The sequence below is a fragment of the Nocardia altamirensis NBRC 108246 genome, assembly GCF_001612685.1.
Taxonomy (GTDB): Bacteria; Actinomycetota; Actinomycetes; order Mycobacteriales; family Mycobacteriaceae; genus Nocardia; species Nocardia altamirensis.
On record NZ_BDAY01000016.1, the window covers coordinates 41234 to 57119 of the forward strand.

At 68.3% G+C, this 15886-nt stretch carries 18 protein-coding genes; 13 read left to right on the forward strand and 5 right to left on the reverse strand.

Annotation, left to right across the window (positions count from 1 at the left end; genetic code table 11):
- The first annotated feature begins 25 nt into the window (after positions 1–25).
- Positions 26–340 carry a hypothetical protein gene (locus NA11_RS11110; protein ID WP_245745826.1) on the forward strand — a complete coding sequence of 105 codons (315 nt, stop codon included), beginning with the start codon at positions 26–28 and terminating at the stop codon, positions 338–340.
- A gap of 105 nt (positions 341–445) precedes the next feature.
- Positions 446–2011, forward strand: a complete 1566-nt coding sequence (gene ffh, locus NA11_RS11115) for a signal recognition particle protein (RefSeq protein WP_069161759.1) — start codon at positions 446–448, stop codon at positions 2009–2011.
- A gap of 46 nt (positions 2012–2057) precedes the next feature.
- Here ffh and NA11_RS47035 read toward each other — a convergent pair whose 3' ends face one another.
- Positions 2058–3602 (reverse strand): HD domain-containing phosphohydrolase, encoded by a 1545-nt coding sequence (locus NA11_RS47035; protein ID WP_069161760.1) that lies wholly within the window; start codon positions 3600–3602, stop codon positions 2058–2060.
- A 131-nt stretch (positions 3603–3733) separates the two neighbouring features.
- On the opposite strand from NA11_RS47035, the gene NA11_RS11125 reads away from it, so the two are divergent.
- Both NA11_RS11125 and NA11_RS11130 read left to right on the forward strand, forming a co-directional pair.
- Positions 3734–5371, forward strand: coding sequence for a DUF4331 domain-containing protein (locus tag NA11_RS11125; protein WP_069161761.1), 1638 nt, complete (start codon positions 3734–3736; stop codon positions 5369–5371).
- A gap of 102 nt (positions 5372–5473) precedes the next feature.
- The gene (locus tag NA11_RS11130; RefSeq protein ID WP_069161762.1) at positions 5474–6781 is read left to right on the forward strand and encodes a tetratricopeptide repeat protein; all 1308 of its coding nucleotides are present in this window, start codon (positions 5474–5476) and stop codon (positions 6779–6781) included.
- Positions 6782–6818: 37 nt separating this feature from the next.
- Here NA11_RS11130 and NA11_RS44705 read toward each other — a convergent pair whose 3' ends face one another.
- Positions 6819–7004 (reverse strand): hypothetical protein, encoded by a 186-nt coding sequence (locus tag NA11_RS44705; protein ID WP_141717525.1) that lies wholly within the window; start codon positions 7002–7004, stop codon positions 6819–6821.
- A 72-nt stretch (positions 7005–7076) separates the two neighbouring features.
- On the opposite strand from NA11_RS44705, the gene NA11_RS11135 reads away from it, so the two are divergent.
- Both NA11_RS11135 and NA11_RS11140 read left to right on the forward strand, forming a co-directional pair.
- The gene (locus NA11_RS11135) at positions 7077–8039 is read left to right on the forward strand and encodes a LysR family transcriptional regulator (protein ID WP_069161763.1); all 963 of its coding nucleotides are present in this window, start codon (positions 7077–7079) and stop codon (positions 8037–8039) included.
- Between the two features lie 57 nt (positions 8040–8096).
- On the forward strand, positions 8097–9191 hold the full coding sequence (locus NA11_RS11140; protein ID WP_069161856.1) for an amidohydrolase family protein: 1095 nt from the start codon (positions 8097–8099) through the stop codon (positions 9189–9191).
- A 26-nt stretch (positions 9192–9217) separates the two neighbouring features.
- On the opposite strand, the gene NA11_RS11145 is transcribed toward NA11_RS11140, so the two are convergent.
- Positions 9218–9706 carry a MarR family winged helix-turn-helix transcriptional regulator gene (locus NA11_RS11145; protein ID WP_069161764.1) on the reverse strand — a complete coding sequence of 163 codons (489 nt, stop codon included), beginning with the start codon at positions 9704–9706 and terminating at the stop codon, positions 9218–9220.
- Between the two features lie 61 nt (positions 9707–9767).
- Here NA11_RS11145 and NA11_RS11150 point away from each other — a divergent pair, with 61 nt between their 5' ends.
- The 3 genes from NA11_RS11150 to NA11_RS11160 all read left to right on the forward strand — a co-directional run bounded on the left by NA11_RS11150 (position 9768) and on the right by NA11_RS11160 (position 12697).
- The gene (locus NA11_RS11150) at positions 9768–10895 is read left to right on the forward strand and encodes a questin oxidase family protein (protein WP_069161857.1); all 1128 of its coding nucleotides are present in this window, start codon (positions 9768–9770) and stop codon (positions 10893–10895) included.
- Positions 10896–11015: 120 nt separating this feature from the next.
- Entirely contained in the window at positions 11016–12038 is a 1023-nt protein-coding gene (locus NA11_RS11155) for an LLM class F420-dependent oxidoreductase (RefSeq protein WP_069161765.1), read from the forward strand.
- Positions 12039–12139: 101 nt separating this feature from the next.
- Positions 12140–12697, forward strand: a complete 558-nt coding sequence (locus tag NA11_RS11160) for a dihydrofolate reductase family protein (protein WP_069161766.1) — start codon at positions 12140–12142, stop codon at positions 12695–12697.
- A gap of 8 nt (positions 12698–12705) precedes the next feature.
- Here the strand turns inward: NA11_RS11160 and NA11_RS45570 are convergent, their stop codons facing one another.
- A complete protein-coding gene (locus tag NA11_RS45570; RefSeq protein ID WP_167837620.1) occupies positions 12706–12855 on the reverse strand; it encodes a hypothetical protein in 150 nt (49 codons plus the stop codon).
- A gap of 227 nt (positions 12856–13082) precedes the next feature.
- Between NA11_RS45570 and rpsP the strand changes: the two genes are divergently transcribed.
- From rpsP to trmD, 4 genes are read left to right on the forward strand one after another with little or no spacing between them, the layout of a single operon-like run.
- Positions 13083–13514, forward strand: a complete 432-nt coding sequence (rpsP, locus tag NA11_RS11165; RefSeq protein ID WP_069161767.1) for a 30S ribosomal protein S16 — start codon at positions 13083–13085, stop codon at positions 13512–13514.
- Positions 13514–13756, forward strand: a complete 243-nt coding sequence (locus NA11_RS11170) for an RNA-binding protein (RefSeq protein WP_011210690.1) — start codon at positions 13514–13516, stop codon at positions 13754–13756. Before rpsP ends, NA11_RS11170 begins: the two co-directional genes overlap by 1 nt.
- Positions 13757–14281 carry a ribosome maturation factor RimM gene (gene rimM / locus NA11_RS11175; RefSeq protein WP_069161768.1) on the forward strand — a complete coding sequence of 175 codons (525 nt, stop codon included), beginning with the start codon at positions 13757–13759 and terminating at the stop codon, positions 14279–14281.
- 13 nt (positions 14282–14294) lie between these two features.
- Positions 14295–14987 (forward strand): tRNA (guanosine(37)-N1)-methyltransferase TrmD, encoded by a 693-nt coding sequence (gene trmD / locus NA11_RS11180; RefSeq protein WP_069161769.1) that lies wholly within the window; start codon positions 14295–14297, stop codon positions 14985–14987.
- A gap of 41 nt (positions 14988–15028) precedes the next feature.
- Here the strand turns inward: trmD and NA11_RS11185 are convergent, their stop codons facing one another.
- A complete protein-coding gene (locus NA11_RS11185) occupies positions 15029–15880 on the reverse strand; it encodes a helix-turn-helix transcriptional regulator (RefSeq protein WP_069161770.1) in 852 nt (283 codons plus the stop codon).
- Positions 15881–15886 lie beyond the last annotated feature (6 nt).

Below are 15886 nucleotides of genomic sequence, written 5' to 3' on the forward strand. Positions count from 1 at the left end.
TCGCTAGCATGAGGGGAGCACGTCGGTGGCAATTGAAGTTGTTGCGGCGTCGATGATGACGAGCGACGAAACCACGCATATGGCGCGGTGCGTCGGCGGAGATCGCTGGGTTGTTTCCTGGCTACCCGGTCGTACCTTGACCGCGCAGCAGGCCGTGACCGCGATGACCATCGCCTCTACGGTGGCCAATTCCCGGATCCCGACGACAACGGAGTGGGCGATTCTCGATGACCTCGCGTTGGAACTGGGATTGACCGCCCGCGAGGCGGTCTACATGGTGGCCAAGGAAAACCACGACTACCGCAGGACAGCCAAACCGCGTCGCCGTTCACTCGACTGAAAAGACACACTTCGACCTCGAAGGACGAACCGCCTGCAGAGTAGTGGGGGCGATCCCATTACCCTGGGAGGCAATTGACGTCCCCCGAGATCAGGAGCGCGATCGGTGTTCGAATCCCTGTCCGACCGGCTTACCGGTGCCCTCAAGGATCTGCGTGGTAAGGGGCGTCTGTCACCGGCCGACATCGACGCCACCTGTCGTGAGATCCGGTTAGCCCTGCTCGAGGCCGACGTTGCGCTGCCGGTGGTGCGCGGTTTCATCACGCGAATCAAGGAGCGCGCCAAGGGCGCCGAGGTGTCCGCGGCCCTTAATCCTGCGCAGCAGGTCGTCAAGATCGTCAACGAGGAGCTCGTCGGGATTCTCGGCGGCGAGACGCGCAGGCTGACCTTGGCGAAGAACCCGCCGACCGTGGTGATGCTGGCCGGTCTGCAGGGTGCCGGTAAGACGACGCTCGCGGGCAAGCTCGCGAAATGGCTGAAGGGACAAGGACATCAGCCGTTGCTGGTGGCCTGCGACCTGCAGCGGCCCGGCGCGGTCACCCAGCTGCAGGTGGTCGGTGAGCGCGCGGAAGTGCCTGTGTTCGCGCCGCACCCTGGCACCTCCATCGGCGGCGGCGACAACGCGCTCGGGGTGAGCGCGGCCGATCCGGTCGAGGTCGCGCGCTCGGGTATCGCCGAGGCCAAGGCCAAGCAGTACGACGTGGTCATCGTCGACACCGCCGGTCGTCTCGGCATCGACGAGGAACTGATGCGGCAGGCCGCTGGCATCCGCGACGCCGTGCAGCCGGACGAGACGCTGTTCGTGCTCGACGCCATGATCGGTCAGGACGCGGTCACCACGGCCGAGGCGTTCCGCGACGGCGTCGGGTTCACCGGTGTCGTGCTCACCAAGCTCGACGGCGACGCCCGCGGTGGCGCTGCGCTGTCGGTGCGCGAGGTGACCGGCGCCCCGATCATGTTCGCCTCCACCGGTGAGAAGCTCGAGGACTTCGACGTCTTCCACCCGGACCGGATGGCAAGCCGCATCCTCGGCATGGGCGACGTGCTCAGCCTGATCGAGCAGGCCGAGCAGATCTACGACGCGGAGCAGGCCGAGGAGGCCGCCCGCAAGATCGGCAGCGGCGAGCTGACGCTGGAGGACTTCCTCGAGCAGATGCTTGCCATCCGCAAGATGGGCCCGATCGGCAACCTGCTCGGCATGCTGCCCGGCGCAGGCCAGATGAAGGACGCGCTCGCCGCGGTCGACGACAAGCAGCTCGACCGGGTGCAGGCGATCATTCGCGGCATGACCCCGGCCGAACGGGACAACCCGAAGATCATCAACGCCTCTCGGCGGTTGCGCATCGCCAACGGCTCCGGCGTGCAGGTTTCCGATGTCAATCAGCTCGTCGATCGCTTCTTCGAAGCCAAGAAGATGATGGCGATGATGGGCCGTCAGATGGGCATGCCCGGCGCTCGACGCGGGAACAACAAAAAAGGCAAGAAGGGGAAGAAGGGCGGGCGCGGTCCCACTCCGCCGAAGGTGCGTGGTGGCTTCCCGGGGATGCCCGCCGGCATGCCAGGTATGCCCGCAGGGATGCCTGACCTGTCGAACATGCCGCCCGGCCTCGACCAACTCCCGCCCGGGTTGGAAGGTTTCGACCTGAGCAAGCTGAAATTCCCGAAGAACTAACCGTTTTCGCCGCCCTGGCTTGTCCGGCACGGGGCGGCGCCGGGGATCAGTCCGGCAGTAGTCCGTGCTCCATCGCGAACACCGCGGCGCCCGCGCGGGTGCGGCGGCCGGTTTTGTCGTAGATGTGCGCGAGATGGTGGCCGACGGTGCGTTCGGAGACCACCAGCTGTGCGGCGATCTTCCGGTTCGACAGTCCGCGGGCGGCCAGCCTGAGCACATCGAGCTCGCGCTCGGTGAGCCCGCAGGGCAGGTCGGTCCGCGGCTTGCGCAGTCCGGCCGCTTCCACGACGGCGACGCACGCCTCTCGATCGAGGCTGCCCGCCGCGGCGGCGGCAAGCAGTTCGCGGGCGGCGTCGTCGGGCGCGTAGGCGGGGCGGTGCGGGCGCGGCTCGGTGAGTGCGGCGAAGACATCGGCGGCGGCGAGAATCCGGGCGGGACGCGCCAAGTCACGGCCACGGACGCCGCGGTGATAGCCGGTGCCGTCCAGCCGTTCGTGATGGCCTGCGGCGAGATCGGCGAGATCGGCGAGCCCGGGACAGCGGCGCAGCACCCGCTCGGTCCAATACGTGTGCAGCCGAACCCGTTCCCAATCGCCGGGACCGAGCGGGCCAGGCCGGTCCCAGATCGCGCTCGACACCCCCGCCCGCCCGATGTCGTGCAGCAGCGCCGCGGCCCGCAGCGTTTCCCGGTCGTCCGGGGTCATCCCGGACAGCTCACCCGCCGCCCCCGCGAGATCGGCGACGTGGCCCGAATGCCCGAGCAGCCACCGGCCTTTCAGGTCGACCACGATCGCCAGCGCCAGACACAGGTGCAGTCGCTCACGCGGCCGGATATGCAGCGGCACACCGGGTTCCCCGCGGACAACGGCGGTCAGCACGTCCGGCACATCGAGGCAGTCCCACATCGCGTCCGCGTCCGCGCTGAACAGGGCAACCAGATCGGGATCGAGATGCCCGCCTGCCCGCCGTCGCAGCTCGGCCGTCGCGTCCTGCCGGTTCCGGCCTGCCGCGGCGAGGACCGCCTGTTCGGCGAGGTGCACGATCCGCCCGGTCAGCGAGATCTCCTCGCCCCGAAGCTGTTCCGGTGCGCCGAGCCCGTCCCAGCGTTCCTTGACCTCGGTGAGCGCGAGCACCGCGGCCTCGGGTAGTCCGAGACGGGAACCGAGGGCCCGGCTCACCTCGCACACGGACCGGACCGCCGCGGCCGCCTGCTGCGGTGGCGCGCCGACGTAGCGGTCACGCAACTGCGTCTGCCGGTCGGGCGCCCAGGAGCCGAAGCTGGCCAGCTGCGCGGCGAAGACGGGTGCGTCACCGGGGTCGAGCACGTGGTAAGCGCGTTGGAAGGCAACGTCATCGGCGAATGCGGCCGCGTTCTCCGAGGCGCGGCTGGTGCAGCCGACGGCGCCGAGCAGCGCCGCGTGGAAGACGACCCGGCGGTCCGCCTCCGCCAGGCCGATGCGTTCGGCGAGTGCGGTGGCCACCAGGCAGGTCGCCAAGCCCTTCTCGAACGGAACGCCGGTCGCCAGGTCGGTCGTCAGCGACAGTGCCGCGAGCACCTCGGTGACTCGGATGGCGGCGGGCGGGAACGTCACTCTCCCACGTTAGTTCGCCGGGGGCGGCGCGTCCCGCGGAATCAGGGATAGGTCGATCGACCGATGTGGGCGAGCTGCCCGCGCGGCCACCATGAGCTGCACCATCATTCGCACGTCCCGAAGGAAACCTCATGTCATGTTCACCTCGGCGAGGTGCTCGCCGCCGCGCCGCCGGTGCCATCGCCGTCGTCGGAATCACGGTTCTCGGCGGCACGGTCTGCGGCCTGACGCTGCCTGCCGCAGACGCGTCGAGCCATCGTGAAGCCCCACTGATCGCCGGAGATCCGGCGGCCGACAACACCGACGTCTACGCGTTCGTGAGTCCGGACAAGCCCGACACCGTGACGATCGTCGCCAACTGGTTCGGGTTGCAGGAACCCAACGGCGGCCCGAACTTCTACCCGTGGGCCACCGAGACCAACCACGACATCAACATCGACAGCGATGGCGACGCGAAACCGAATGTCAGCTATCGCGTCACGGTCACGACCGATGATCGCCGTGGGGCCAACACCTTTCTGTACAACAACGGACCGGTCACCAGCCTGACCGACGAAAACCTGCTGTACCGGCAGAATTACGTGCTGTCGGTCAGTCACGGCGCCAACGATTGGCGCCCGATCGCACACGGGGCGGTCGCGCCGTCCGATACCGGCCCGGCGTCCATCCCCGACTATGGCGTGTTGCGCAAGGAGGCGACGCACAGTCTCCCCAGCGGCGGCTCGGTGTATGTCGGCGCCGCCGAGGATCCGTTCTTCCTCGATCTGCGGGTGTTCGATCTGCTCTACGGCGGCAACCTGTCCGAGGTCGGCACCGACACACTCGCGGGCACGAACGTCAATACCGTTGTGCTGCAGGTGCCGATGCGTGATCTCGCGTTGAAGAACGACCCGGTGCGCAACCCGGTGATCGGGGTGTGGAGCGACACCGAGCGGCGCACTATGCAACTCACCCCTGGCGCCGCCACGCCGACCGGTGAGTACGTGCAGGTATCCCGGCTCGGCAATCCGCTCGTGAACGAGGTGGTGGTTCCGGCCGGGCTGAAGGACGCCTTCAACGCGCTGCAGCCGGTCGGCGACGCCGGCGTTCCGCAGGTGGTCGAGCGGGTCACCAAACCCGAACTGGCGCAATTGATCGAGGCGATCTACCAGGTTCCCGCGCCTGCTACGCCACGCAACGACCTGGTCGAGATCTTCCTCACCGGCATCGCGAAGCAGGCGCCGACGCTGGACCGCAGCGCACCGCCCATCCAGGCGGATCTGAATTCGCAGGTCCTCAACGCCGATGCCAATGCCAATGCGTTCCGGCCCTCGGAAATGCTGCGGTTGAACATGGCGGTGCCGGTGGCGGCCGCCCCGAATCGGCTCGGCGTGCTCGCTGGTGACCTGCAAGGGTTCCCGAATGGCAGGCGGCTGAGTGACGATGTGGTCGACATCGCTGTTCAGGCCGTGGAGGGTGCGGCGCAGACGGGCAAGCTGGTGCCCGCGCTCGCGGCAGGGGACAAGGTCGACGCCAACGATGCGGCGTTCTCCAACTCCTTCCCGTATGTCGCGTTGCCCGCGCGGAGCAAGACGACGCCCGCCGGGTCATCCTCGGGCGCAACGGCTCCCGCGGCGGCGGCGGTCACGCCGAGTGACGACGGGATGTCCTTGACGCCGATCGTCGCGGGCGGCGGTGCGGCCGCCGCGGTCCTCGCCGGCGGCGGGTGGCTGTGGTGGCGGCGCCGGGCCAACCGGATCGTGCTGCCCGAGCAGCGGCCGAACGCCTGACCCGGACACCGGGTGGCGGAACGTGAACACGTTGCGCCACCCGGTGTTTCGACTACCCATCGCTGTGCAGAAGTTCGACTACCCATCGCGAAGAAGCTCGAGATGACCGAAAAACGTTTCCGCGGGCCACGATACGTGCTCGCGACCATCCTGATCGGGGTCGGCGCCGTCGCGCTCGGCGTGACCGCGACGCTGTACGACCGGCCGTCGACCACTGCCGCTGCCGCGGCCACCGACCCGCTGTCCGCACACATCAGCCAGCTGACCCAACAGTTGGAGCGGGTACCAGGCAATGCGCGCGCCTGGGCCGACTTGGGCGGCTCGTACGTCGAATTGGCCCGCGTCACTGGCGATCCGGAGAATTACGGCAATGCGCAACGGGCGTTGGACCGTTCGCTGGTGCTGCAGCCGGAGGCCAACGCCGACGCGCTGATCGGGCTCGGCGCCCTCGCCAACGCCAGGCACGACTTCGGTCCCGCGCGCGGCTACGCCGAACAAGCCGTCGCGTTGCGGCCGACCAGTGCGGACGGCTACGGCGTCCTGATCGACGCGCTGACCCAGCTCGGCGACGCGGACGCGGCGACCGCGGCCGTGCAGCGGATGCTGGCGCTGCGACCCGGCGTCCCGTCGTTCACCCGCGCCGCCTACGACCTGGAACTGCACGGTCGCACCGCGGAGGCGAGGACCGCGTTGCAGATGGCGCTGGCGGCGGCGAACATCCCCGACCAGATCGCCTTCTGCCGGTACCACCTCGGCGAACTCGCCTTCACTACCGGCGACCTCGCGGAGGCCGAGAGCCAGTACCGTGCCGGGCTGCTGGCCAACCCGGGCAGCGTGGCTTTGCGTCAAGGTCAGGCCAAGATTTCCGCCGCACGCGGTGCTATCGGCGAGGCGATCACGCAGTACGCGGCGCTGACCGAGGATGCTCCGCTGCCGGAGTATCTGATCGAGTTCGGCGAGCTGCTCGAGGCCGCGGGCCGACCCGACGAGGCGGCCGCGAAATACCAGGAGGTCGCCACTCGGTTCGACAGGCTGGCAGCGGAGGGCACGACGGAGTACGCAGGCGCCGCCCTGTTCGCCGCGGACCATGGTGATCCCGCCGAGGCGGTTCGGCTGGCCGAGCTGGAATTCGGGCGCCGCCAGTTCGTCCTCACCGCGGACACCCTGGCGTGGTCGCTGCACAAGGCGGGTCGCGACGCCGACGCCCTCGTGCTTGCCGATCGCGCGGCAAGTCTCGGCTGGCGCAACGCCACCTTCGCCTATCACCGCGGCATGATCCTCGCCGCGCTCGGTCGCAACACGGAGGCCGCCGCGGCGCTCACCGAGGCCGTGCAGATCAACCCCCACTTCTCACCCCTGCATGCGCCGCGCGCCGAGGCCGCGCTCGATGCCCTCCTCGGAGCCGGATGAACTGCCCCGTCTGCGCGGGCACGGATAGCCGATCGGCTCAGCGGTGCAGTAGCCGCGCCGCGTCGAATTCGACTGGTGTCAGCCAGATCTGCGGGTTACCGCACCCGCAGCGGGTGTAGCGGACGACTCCTTCGGACGTCGCGTGGCCTGCCGCCGTCGCCGCGGGTGGTGTGATCGGACGGTCGCATCGATGGCAGTGCTCGGCGGGGGCTGAAGTGGTCATAGTCGAAGTCTCCACGGTTGGTTAGTGTGAATCCATCAAAAGATTCCGTATCAGATCGTGTTGAATTGCCACATGATTGATCCGCGGCTACAGACACTGCGCGTGCTTCGTGAGCTCGGGACGGTGACCGCGGCGGCGGAGGCGTTGCATCTCACACCGTCCACCGTCTCGCAGCAGTTGCGGCTGCTTGCGCGCGACCTCGATGTGCAGTTGCTGGAACAGATCGGCCGCCGGGTCCGCCTCACCTCGGCCGGACACACACTGGTGCGGCACGCGGATGTGCTTGCCGCACAGGCCGAGCGGGCCAAAGCCGAGCTGGCGCTGGAGCGGGACTCGGTGGCGGGGGTGCTGCGGATCAGCGCGATGCCGACCGCGTTGGTCGCGCTGGTCGCCCCGGCCGCGGCGCGGCTGCGGGACGCCCACCCCCGGTTGGCCGTGCAGATGAACGAGGACGAAAGCCGGCAGTGCTACGAGCTGCTCTTGCTCGGGGACACCGATCTGGGCGTGCTCATTCCGACGGCGGGAAGTCCGACAACGGACGATCCGCGCTTCGAGCAGTTTCCGCTGATCGACGAGCCGCAGGACCTGTTGGTCGCGGCCGATCACCCGCTGGCGGACCGGACGAGCGTGGCATTGACGGAGGCGGCCGAGGAGACCTGGATCGGCGCGCCGGAACGCGTCGCGCACAATCAGCTGCAGTTGAGCGCCTGCGCCGCAGCCGGATTCACGCCGCGCATCGTGCATCGCGGCATGGATTGGCTCGGCATCTCCGCCATGGTCACCCGCGGTTTCGGCGTCAGCCTGATTCCGCGCCTCGCCGACCTGCCCGGTGCGCACGACGTGGTGCGAGTGCCGCTGCACGGTGACACCCGCCCGACTCGCCGCCACGTCGCCTGCATTCGCCGGGGCAGCGGGGGACACCCTGCGATCGCCGCCGGGTTGGCGGCGGTGCGTGCGGTGTGCGAGGAACGAACGGACGTCGTGCTCGTCCGCCGAGCACCGCACACGCCGCGTACCTCGGCGGTTGGCGCGTGACTGTCAGGGGGCGTGGACAGTAGGTTGGAGGCAGCCGACTACTTCCAGGAGGTTGCTGTGCATCTGCGTGGTGTGGTTCTCCCCGATGCTGACGTGCGGGATCTGTGGGTGCGGGATGGGCTGGTGTCGTTCGAGCCGGTGCCGGGTGCCGAAACACTGTGTCGCACAGGCTGGATCGTGCCTGGGCTGGTCGACGCGCACTGTCACGTCGGGATCAGGTACGGCGGGGGCGACGAGGATCACGCCGGTGCGATCGCACAGGCCGAGACCGAGCGCGACGCGGGCGCGTTGCTGTTGCGCGACGCCGGTTCGCCCATCGACACCCGGTTCATCGACGACCACCACGACCTGCCGAAGATCATCCGGGCCGGCCGCCACATCGCCCGCCCCCGGCGCTACATCCGCGAGCTCGGCATCGAACTCGACGACGAACGCGACCTGCCGGAGATCGTCGCGGAGCAGGCGCGGTTCGGCGACGGCTGGGTGAAGATCGTCGGCGACTGGATCGACCGGTCCGTCGGCGATCTGCGTCCGCTCTGGAGCGACGCGATCCTCAAGGAAGCCATCGACGCCGCGCACGCCAACGGTGCCCGCGTCACCGCGCACGTGTTCGGCGAGGACGCATTGCCCGGCCTGATCGACGCGGGCATCGACTGCCTCGAACACGGCACGGGGCTCACCGACGAGACGATCGAGATGATGGTCGAGCACGGCACCGCGTTGGTGCCGACGCTGGTCAACATCGACACGTTTCCCGAAATCGCGGACAGCGCAGGCAAATTCCCCACTTACGCCGCGCACATGCGTGACCTGCATCGGCGCGTGAAGCAGACGGTCGCCAACGCGCACGAGGCGGGCGTGCCGATCTTTGCGGGCACCGACGCGGGCGGCTCGATCCGGCACGGCCGGATCGCCGAGGAGATCGCGGCGCTCGGCGCGGCCGGATTGTCCGCGCACGATGCGCTCGGGGCCGCCTCGTGGAACGCCCGTAGCTGGCTGGGGCGGCCGAGTATCGAAGCCGGTGCGCCTGCGGATTTCGTTGTCTATCAGGAAGATCCGCGCGTCAATCCGGAGATTCTCGCCACCCCGTACGCGGTGATCTTGCGGGGCCGCCTGTTTCAGCGTCACGGCCCCATCACCGGCCATCGGTAGTACGGGCCGTCGAGCCCGTCGCCGAATTATGTTCGCCAGTGCTGGATTTCGTGCGCCCACGCCTGCAGGCCTGCCGCGAAACCTGCGCGCTGCTCAGGAGTCAGGGTCGCCATCGCGGCCAGTAGCGGTTCCGCGCGGCGGGCGACGAAAGTCTCCATGTGTTCGCGCCACTTCGGTTGCAGCGCAACGAGGGTGCGGCGGCGGTTGGCGGGGTCGGGCTGCCTGCTCACCCAGCCCGCTCGGTCCAGGTCGCCGACCAGTTCGCTGACGGTCGACAGCGCCAGTCCCATCCGCGCGGCCAATTCGCTGACGCTCAACGACTCTTCGGGCACCAGCTGTACGCAGACCGCGCCGTGCCGCGAGGTCAGCCCGTGTCGGGTGAAGGAAGCGTCGTGCTCGGCGGGCATGTCGGCGCGCGCCTTGTCGAAGAAGTTCGCGATCAGCGGCATGAGGCCGATGACCTCGGTGATCTCGGCGCGACTCGGCAGGCGTGGCGCGCGGGGCTTGTCGGGCATGGAGTCATTCTATATATTCGGATTTACGAACTGTTCGTATATCCAAACATAGGGGGTTGTGGTGTCCAGCTACCACGACGCGGTCAACGACGCACTCGAACGCCTCGACGACCTCGGCTATGAACGCAATCTCGGCGGCGGCGACCTGGCCAATCACGGACCGATGGGCGCCGAGGCGCTGGCCGTGCTCGGGCACGGCGACGCGGTGCCGGGGTGGATCGAGATCTACCGCAACGCCGCACCGCACCACGAGCCGCCCGTGCCGCACCAGCGGCTCGACGGTGCGGACGAAACGGACTGGCGTGCCGCGCTCGGCGACATCAGCCGCGCAGGCGATTTCGAGGAACTCTTCGTGCGCGAGATCGCGGCGGACGGCTGGCAGGCGGTCCTGGTCCGCTGGTGGCCGCGGCTGCTGCCCGGCCCGATGACCGGCTTGACGCACGGACTGATCCGCACCGCGCATGCCGTGCGTGGTCTGGCCGCCGCCGCGCAACCCACGCCGATTCAGCTGCGCGAGCTCTCCCGGGGCCTCGGGTATTGGGCCGCCCGATTCGTGGACGCCACCTGGGCGGGCCGGTTGTCCGGGGAGTTGGCGGTGCCCGCGGCGCTGGCCGCGGTGCCCCGGCTGCCCGAACCGCCGAGCAGTCCGCGAGAAGGGCTGGCGCGCATGCGGAATCCGCAGTCGATGCCGGGCTACACCGCCGCGCTCACCGAGCTCGCCCTCGATCACGCCGACCGCCTGATCTCGGAGATGACCGCGAACTACGCGGGCGTGTGTATCGCGCACTCCGGCAACGGGTTCCCGATTCCGCTGTTGCACGGCGTGACCGCGCCTGCCGCGGCCCGGCTCGTCCTGCCGCAGTTGCCGCAACACCTGCACGAGCCGACCCTGGCTGCGCTGTGGCAGGCGCAGGTCACCCTGCTGATGATGATCACCACCGGCAGCGACGGCGAAGGCTGCGCACTGGCCCGCGCGCGGGAGGCCGAGCCGCCCGCCTGGGATGAATTGATCGGTCGCGCAGTCGAACACGGCGACGAGCACGTCATCAAGTTCACCGAGGCATGTCTGCGTGAGCACGCAATGCGTCCGGACCCGCGGTACGCCTGGGCAGTCGACATCGCCCAGCAGCAGATCGAGCGCCCTGACGCGGAGACCGGGTCGGCGGTGGCCGTCCGCTTCGGCCGCTGATGCGCGAGGGAACTGAGGCTGCTGGTTTGATGCATTACCGGGTATCGACGAAACGCTGATAAGGCCGATAGCGGTTCAGAGGTTGACTTGGAGTGCACTCCAAGTCATAGCGTTGACAGTATGAGCAACCAAGACACCGCCAGGGACGTTCGTCGACATGGCAGCATTCGCCTCGGTTATCAGATGCCCAACTTCACCTACGGACAGCCGGTCAGCGAGCTGTTCCCGACGGTGGTCACGCAGGCGAGAGAGGCCGAAGCGGCCGGGTTCGACACCGTGTTCGTGATGGACCACTTCTATCAACTGCCCGGCCTCGGCGCCCCCGAAGACCCGATGCTGGAGTCCTACACCGCACTGTCCGGGATCGCCGCGTCCACCGAACGAATCCAGTTGTCGGCGTTGGTCACCGGCAACACCTATCGCAATCCCGCGTTGCTCGCGAAGACCGTCACCACCCTCGACCTGGTCAGCGCCGGTCGCGCGATCCTCGGCATCGGCGCTGGCTGGTACGAGCTGGAACACAAGTCCTACGGCTTCGAATTCGGCACCTTCACCGAGCGCTTCGAACGCCTCGACGAGGCGCTGCAGATCATCCACCCGATGTTGCGCGGCGAGCACGCCACCTTCGACGGCAAGTGGTATCACACCGACAACGCGATGAACGAGCCGCGATTGCGCGACGACCTGCCGATCATGCTCGGCGGTGCGGGCGAGAAGAAGACCTTCGCGCTGGCCGCCAGGTACGCCGACCACCTCAACATCATCTGCAACGCCTCGGAGCTGCCGCGCAAGATCGCAGCGCTGCACGCGCGCTGCGCCGAGGTCGGCCGCGATCCGAAGACGCTGGAAACCAGCTACCTGTGCTTCCTGATGATCGACGAGGACGGCGATCGGGCGCGCAAGGCGCAGCAGGACTTCCTCGGCAACATCGGCATCGACCTGGCCGCGATGTCCGAGGAGGAACGCGCGCAGTCCCTCGCCGACCGTCAGTTCGTCGGCAACCCCGACGACGTCGTCGAGCAGCTGCAGACCAGGGTGCTCGACCAGGGCATCGACGGCGTCATCGTCAACATGGTCACCAACGGCCACGAGCCCGGCGCGGTCGAGCTCGCGGGACGGACCCTCGCGCCGCTGTTCGCCTGAGCAGCGCCGTCCTCGTCGGGCGCCGATGACGCAGGCACCGATGAGTTCTGTTGGCGTGGCCCGTCTTCAGTAGGAGACGCACGCCAACAGGAGGAGTACCGATGCGGGAGCTGATCGTCACCGAGAACATCACCGTGGACGGGGTGGTCGAGGCGGCCGAATGGTTCGACGTGGCCAACGCGGCAGGCGTGGACCAGTCCGATCTGATCGGGACGCTGCACGCCCACATGGCCGACTCCGACGCCGTGCTGTTCGGCCGGGTCTCCTTCGAGGAGATGCGGGGGTACTGGCCGAAGCAGACCGAGGACACCTCCGGTGTCACCGAGCATCTGAACAAGGCGACCAAGTACGTCGTGTCCAGCACGCTCCAGGATCCGGAGTGGGAGAACACGGTGGTGCTGCGCGGTCCGCTGGTCGAGGAGATCCGTGCGGTGAAGGACCAGCCGGGCAAGGACATCGTCTCGACCGGCAGCATTCAGCTGGTCCGGGCACTCATCGCCGCCGACCTGGTCGACGAGTACCGGCTGTTCGTCTACCCGGTCGTGCTCGGGACCGGTCGGCGGCTGTTCGAGAACGCGACCGAGGTGCCGGTGCTTCGGCTCGTCGAGACGCGGCCGTTCAACTCGGGCGTGGTGCTGCTGCGGTACCGGAAGGCGTGAGTTCGCGCTCAATCGAGCAGCCGGAAGAGCCCCCTGAACATCCCGCCGATGACGCGGAACACGCCGGAAAAGACGAACTCGGCGGCGGCCTCCTGGCCTACTTCACTAGCGACCTCGCGGGTGGTGCTGCGGCGCCTGTTGCGACGGAAGATTCCCATGCGTCGTTATAGCGACGTGGCGGCAGTTCGTAACAGCGCCGAGGCGATTTCTTTCGGTGCCGACCCATCTGGCACAATGAACCACCGTCCTTCCTGGACAAGTGTCAGCCCGTCTCCGGTTACGTACCGCGCGGCGGTCACACACTCCAAGCGCTAAACCGGGCTCGCAGACCGTGCGGGTCGCTGAATTGCGCCGTGACCACACCTATGAAAGAGGCAGAACAAGCATGGCTGTTCGTATCAAGCTCACCCGCATGGGCAAGATCCGCAACCCGCAGTACCGCATCGTCGTCGCCGACGCCCGCACCCGCCGTGACGGCCGGGCCATCGAGGCCATCGGCAAGTACCACCCGAAGGAAGAGCCGTCGCTCATCGAGATCGATTCCGAGCGCGCTCAGTACTGGCTCGGTGTCGGCGCGCAGCCGACCGAGCCCGTCCAGCGCCTGCTGGAGATCACCGGTGACTGGCAGAAGTTCAAGGGCCTGCCGGGCGCCGAGGGCACGCTGAAGGTCAAGGCCGCCAAGACGTCCAAGCTCGACCTCTTCAACGCCGCGCTTGCCGCCGCCGACAACGCGCCGACCACCGAGGCCGTCACCCCGAAGAAGAAGGCCGCCAAGAAGGACGAGGCCGCTGAGACCGCAACCGAGGCTGCTGAGTAATGAGCGCCGTCGTCGCCGATGCTGTCGAACATCTTGTTCGCGGCATCGTCGCCAATCCTGATGACGTCCGGGTCGAGCTGATCACCGGCCGCCGCGGACGCACCGTCGAGGTGCACGTGCACCCCGACGACCTGGGCAAAGTGATCGGTCGCGGCGGTCGTACCGCGACCGCGCTGCGCACCCTCGTCGCAGGCATCGGCGGCCGGGGTATCCGGGTCGACGTGGTCGACACCGACCAGTAGATGGAACTTGTCGTAGGACGGGTCGCCAAATCGCACGGTGTGCGCGGCGAGCTGGTCGTCGAGATTCGCACCGACGTGCCGGAGGCCCGGTTCGCGCCCGGCGCCACCCTGCGTGGTCGGCTGGCGCGATCCAAGGATGTCCGCGACTTCACGGTCAAGTCGGCCCGAGAGCACTCGGGCCGGCTTCTCGTGTTTCTCGACGGCATCGCCGACCGGGACGCCGCCGACGCGTTGCGCGGCACGTTGTTCGTGGTGGAGAGCGCGGAACTGCCGCCGTCCGACGACCCGGACGAGTACTACGACCACGAGCTCGAAGGGCTGACCGTTCAGCTCACCGACGGCACCGTGGTCGGCACCGTGCACGAGGTGCTGCATTCGGCTGCGGGAGAACTGCTTTCGGTGCGTGCCGTCGAGGACAAGCGGGAGATCCTGATCCCGTTCGTCACGGCGATCGTGCCCACCGTCTCGCTCGCGGACCGGCTTGTCGTCATCGATCCGCCCGAGGGCCTGCTCGATCCGGAATGAACACGAGGATCACATGAAACTCGATGTCGTCACGATCTTCCCGGAGTATCTCGAGCCGTTGCGCACGGCGTTGCTCGGCAAGGCGATCGACAAGGGCCTGATCTCGCTGGACGTGCACGATCTGCGGCAGTGGACCCATGACGTGCACAAGTCCGTCGACGATTCGCCGTACGGTGGCGGGCCAGGCATGGTCATGAAGCCGACGATCTGGGGTGACGCGCTCGACGCGGTCTGCCCCGACGACGCGCTGCTCGTCGTTCCGACGCCTGCCGGTGTGCCGTTCACGCAAGCCACCGCGCACCGCTGGGCTGCCGAGAGTCACCTCGTCTTCGCCTGCGGCCGTTACGAAGGCATCGATCAGCGGGTCTTCGACGACGCGGCCCGTCGGGTCCGGGTCGAAGAGGTCAGCATCGGCGATTACGTGCTGATCGGTGGCGAGGCCGCGGTCTTGGTGATGGCCGAGGCGGTGGTTCGGCTGCTGCCCGGCGTGCTCGGGAATCAGCAGTCCCATCAAGAGGATTCGTTCTCCGACGGTCTGCTCGAAGGTCCCAGCTATACCCGCCCTGTGGTCTGGCGTGAGCTGGAGGTCCCGCCGGTGTTGTTGTCCGGGGACCATGCGAAGGTTGCTGCCTGGCGGCACGAACAATCGCTCGCGCGTACTCGGGAACGGCGTCCGGATCTCCTGCCTGAGACTGAAAAACCTTGACTCTGCCTCGTGTTCACGGCTCGGTGGCCGAGTAGCTGGTCCTAGGGGAGTAGGCCGTGCTTGCGTGCGGCGCTGACGGCCTCGTGGCGGGTGTGCGCGTCGAGCTTGGTCATCGCGTTGCGGAGATAGCTCTTGACCGTCTCGTGCCCGAGTGAGAGGCGTTGCGCTGCTTCCTGATTGGTGCAGCCGAGGGCGATCTGCGCGAGGACGTCCAGTTCGCGGCGGGACAGGCGCGGTGCGCCGGGGACGGGCTCGCCGACCACGACGCGGGTGAGGCGCTCGCAGACGGTGTGCAGGCGGCTGCGGAGGATCTCGTCGTCGGCCGAGCGCGCCATGCCGCGCAATTCGGCATGGATGTCACGCAACTCCTCGGCGACGGCGGGCGCGGTATGCGCAGTGGGCGTGGTGATTTCGAGCAGCCGCAGCCTGCGGTCGACCTCGTCGCGGATGGTGATCTCGGTGGCGAGACGGCGGGCCGCCTGCACGACGAGGTCGGCGGTGCGGTCGCCGAGCGGACTGCCACCGCGAGTGGCGGCATAGAGCACCGCGCGGGAGCACTGGTCGACGAGCACCGGGACGGCGACGATCGAGCGGAGTCCCTCGCCGGACACCGGGCCGTCGTAGTGATGGGTGATCGCCGAGGTGTTCACGTAGTCGGTGACCGACGCGGGCCGCCCCGAATCCATCACCCGGCCGCCGAGTCCCGAGGCCCGCAGCACCGACAGTCCGCGCAGGCCATTGGTGCGGGTGCCGACGAATTCCGACAGCAGCAGCGCGTTCCCGTGCACCTCGCCGCCGAACGTCACCGGCACCCCGGCCATGCTTGCCACCCAGCGGATCTCGGCGCGTAACGCATCGCCGTCCCGTGGACGCAGCAATGCGGTGTCGGTCATCGAACT